Raw genomic sequence first — 3,697 nt, 5'->3', positions numbered from 1 at the left:
TTCTTTGCAGTCGCAGTTTATGTCGAGCGTCGCAGTCGGAGGCGCGGGATTGCGTCGGTTCGTCATGATTTTACTCCAGATAATTACCGGTCCTTCGACCTCAACATGTCGAAGGAACCACCATGCCAACAAGATCATTTGTGTCGTTTCAGCCTGCACCAAGCAGGGTTGGAGAGCCGCCCAGTACTAACGCCCTATTCAGTGCATTCCTCTCCTCTCTGTCGGTTGAAGAGGGAACAGCCTGTGCGGTCCTGTACAGCGCAGCGATCCGCCATTTTCTGTGTTGGCTGGGACTACGCGGGATTGCGCTCGGGACGGTTGATGATCGCATCGTGCGCCGTTTTGAGCAGCATCGATGCCGGTGCCCAAGGTATTCAGCGCAAGCGACAGCCTACAAGGCCGATCTTGCGGCGCGTGTCAGGCGCTTTGTCCGGTTTCTCGAAGACCAGGGTTACATCGACGTAGCCGATGGGATTTACGATCTCGGGCGTCATCTTGCTGACTATTCGCATATGATCGATGGCCTCCAACTCGCGAAGGGGGTGGCGCAAGCCTACCGTTCAGAGGCGGAGCACTTCGCGGCCTGGCTGCGGGTATCGCGATGTCCATGGACCGATGTCGATGACACGGTCACCAAACAGTATGCCGATCACGATTGTCGGTGCCCGGTTTTCCGCAAGCGCGGCAAGCTGACCACTTCCGGCAGGAAGCGACGGCGGCGTTGCACACGGCACTTCGTTGAGTTTCTTCGTGATCGGCGCGCCATCGCTCCGGTCGCGGTGAAGGTGGTCGAAGATCCGCAGGTCGCGGCATATGTCGGTTGGCTCAGGCAGGATCGAGGCGTGACCGACGAGACGATCCGGCGATACCGGGCAGAGATTGAGCGGCTGATGCCCATGCTCGGCGCGCCGGCACAATGGGATGCTGCCACTCTGCGAGATGCGTTCGAGCGTCGCAGCAAGGAGATCCCGGGATCGGCTTCGCTGCTCGCCACGATCATGAGGAGCTATCTTCGGTTTCTTATTGGCCGAGGCCAATGCCGCCCAGCGCTGCTGCACGCAATGCCTTCCGTACGGAGATACCGGCTTTCGGCATTGCCGCGCTACATCGACCCGGCAACGATCGAGAGGATCATTGCAGCCTGCCCGACAGGTCGGCCGGTGGAAGTTCGGGATAAGGCGATCATTCTCCTGCTTGCCAGACTTGGCCTGCGAGCAGGAGATATTCGGGATATGCGTCTCGACGATATCGATTGGCGATCCGGCCAACTGAAGGTCAAGGGCAAGACGCGTCGACCGGATCGTTTGCCATTGCCACAGGGTGTTGGCGACGCGATCCTGGCATATCTTGCTGCGGCCCGCCCGACGGCTATCGAAGCGCACCTGTTCTTGCGTTCGCAAGCCCCGTTCCGGCCATTCAGTTCATCAGCCGAGATCGCCGGCATCGTTGCACGCACACTCGAGCGCGGCGGGATCGAAGGTCTGCCGACCGGATCGCACATATTTCGGCATTCGCTTGCAACCAACATGCTGCGCTCTGGTGCAGGCCTGGAGTCCATCGGGACCATCCTGCGCCACAGCTCGCCCGAGACCACCGCCATTTACGCCAAGACCGATCTGCCGATGCTCTTGAAGATCGCACAACCCTGGCCCGGAGACCTGTCATGATAAACGCACAGATTTCGCGGTATGTCGCTTTGCATCGCAGCCTCGGTCGCAAATTTTTCGAGCAGGAGCGCCTGCTTCGCAAGTTCGGCACCTACGCGACTGGCTTCGGAGACAGCCACACCCGTATCGACCGCATCTACGACTGGTGCCGCGCGACGACTTCGCAGAACACCGCGCGGACCGGGTTCACTTTCGTGCGCAACTTCTGCTTGTTTGCCCATGCCGAGGATCCAGCCAACCAGGTTCCGCCCGCCAGTGTGTTTGGCCGGGGGAAGCGTCCGCGACCAACGCCGCACATCATCCAACCGGAACAGATCCGGGCGATCATGAAGGCGGCGCTCGATCTTCCGCCCAAGGGCATGATCAGTCCCTTCACCTATCATTACCTGTTCGGGCTGCTGGCGGCGACCGGTCTGAGGATTTCCGAAGCCCTGGCGCTGCAATGCGACGATCTGGTCGAAGACGGTCTGATCGTCCGCAACGGCAAGTTCGGTAAGCAGCGCCTGATCGCCTTGCAGCCATCAATCCGTCAGGCTCTCAAGGCCTATCTCGCAACCCGGGCAAGGCTCGGTGCCACGGGCAACGATCTGTTCGTGACGATCCGGGGAAGAGCACCCCATAAGGTCCGCGCCCACGTCGTGTTCGTCAGGCTGGCGCGACAGCTCGGATATCGTGGACCAACCGGGACTGCAGGTATGCGGCTTCACGATTTGCGGCATACCTTCGCCGTGCGCTCGCTTGAGTCGTGCTCGCCTGACCGGGAAGCCGTGGCGCACCACATGGCCGCGCTCAGCTTCTATCTGGGTCACTCCTCGGTCGCCAACACCTACTGGTATCTCGAAGCCACGCCAGTGCTGCTGCGCGACATCGCTGCCGCGAGCGAGGATCTGTATCTGGGAGAAGCGGCATGACGGCGCTTGCTCCCCATCTCACAGCCTTCCTGCGCGAACATCTGCCGCGGGAACGCGCCGTAAGCCCGCATACGGTGAAGACCTATGCCAACTGCTTCGTCCTGCTGGTCCGGTTCGCATCCGATCGGCTGAAGCGTCGACCGACCGATCTCGAGATCGAGGATTTCGGCACCGACATGATCATGGCCTTTCTCGGCCATGTCGAGGTCGAGCGCGGCAGCTGTGTGCGGACCCGCAATGGCAGGCTCGCTGCGATCAGATCCTTCTTCCGGTACATCGAGTATCGGGTTCCGACGTGTCTTGACCAGGCGCTTCGGGTTCGATCGATCCCCAGCAAGAAGGCAAACAAGACGCTGATCGATTATCTCGACCGGGCCGAGATCAAGGCATTACTCGACGCGCCCGATCCTCGGACACGGCTCGGTACGCGCGATCGCGCTATGCTGCACTTGACCTATGCAGCGGGGCTTCGGGTATCGGAACTCGTGTCGCTGCAACTGCGCGATTTCCCGGATCGATCGCTCTCGACGGTCCACATCATGGGTAAAGGCCGTCGCGAGCGGGTCTTGCCGCTATGGAAAGAGACCCAGTCCGCACTCCGCGCATGGCTTGTCATCCGTCCTGAGACTGAGGTCGCCGAGGTATTTCTCAACGCGAACGGGCAGCCCATCACCCGCGATGGCTTCGCATTCCGTCTCGCCAAACATGTCAACGCGGCAGCAAAGAAGCAGCCGTCGTTGCTGCGCAAACGAGTCACGCCGCATGTATTGCGTCATTCCTGCGCGATGCACACGCTCGCAGCGACAGGCGATATTCGCAAGGTCGCACTATGGCTTGGACATGCCAGCATCCAGAGCACCGAAACATATCTGCGCGCCGATTCAGAGGAGAAGCTGCGGATTTTGGCTGCGCATGGCGGGCCGGAAATCAGCCCTGGACGCTTCAAGCCGCCGTCAGACACTCTGATCGCCATGCTCAACGACGTCCGCAAGCGGGCATAGCCTTCGGCCACGCTGCCCCAACCGCACAATTATCTGGAGTAAAATCATGACGAACCGACGCAATCCCGCGCCTCCGGCTGCGACGCTCGACATAAACTGCGACTGCAAAGAATATGTC

General features: G+C 60.5%; 3 protein-coding genes. All 3 read left to right on the top strand.

Going from position 1 to position 3,697, the window contains the following annotated elements:
- Positions 1-122: 122 nt before the first annotated feature.
- The 3 genes from Q9K01_RS15375 to Q9K01_RS15365 are packed head-to-tail and all read left to right on the top strand — an operon-like array spanning position 123 to position 3,579.
- Positions 123-1,667: a tyrosine-type recombinase/integrase gene (locus tag Q9K01_RS15375; RefSeq protein ID WP_185884406.1), complete on the top strand. Its 1,545-nt coding sequence runs from the start codon at positions 123-125 to the stop codon at positions 1,665-1,667.
- Positions 1,664-2,578, top strand: a complete 915-nt coding sequence (locus tag Q9K01_RS15370) for a tyrosine-type recombinase/integrase (protein WP_185884407.1) — start codon at positions 1,664-1,666, stop codon at positions 2,576-2,578. The genes Q9K01_RS15375 and Q9K01_RS15370 overlap by 4 nt, the downstream gene beginning before the upstream one ends.
- Entirely contained in the window at positions 2,575-3,579 is a 1,005-nt protein-coding gene (locus Q9K01_RS15365; RefSeq protein ID WP_305930998.1) for a tyrosine-type recombinase/integrase, read from the top strand. The genes Q9K01_RS15370 and Q9K01_RS15365 overlap by 4 nt, the downstream gene beginning before the upstream one ends.
- The last annotated feature ends 118 nt before the right edge of the window (positions 3,580-3,697 follow it).

The organism is Qipengyuania benthica, from assembly GCF_030717865.1.
Lineage (GTDB): Bacteria > Pseudomonadota > Alphaproteobacteria > Sphingomonadales > Sphingomonadaceae > Qipengyuania > Qipengyuania benthica.
This window is presented reverse-complemented; position numbering and strand designations above follow the sequence as displayed.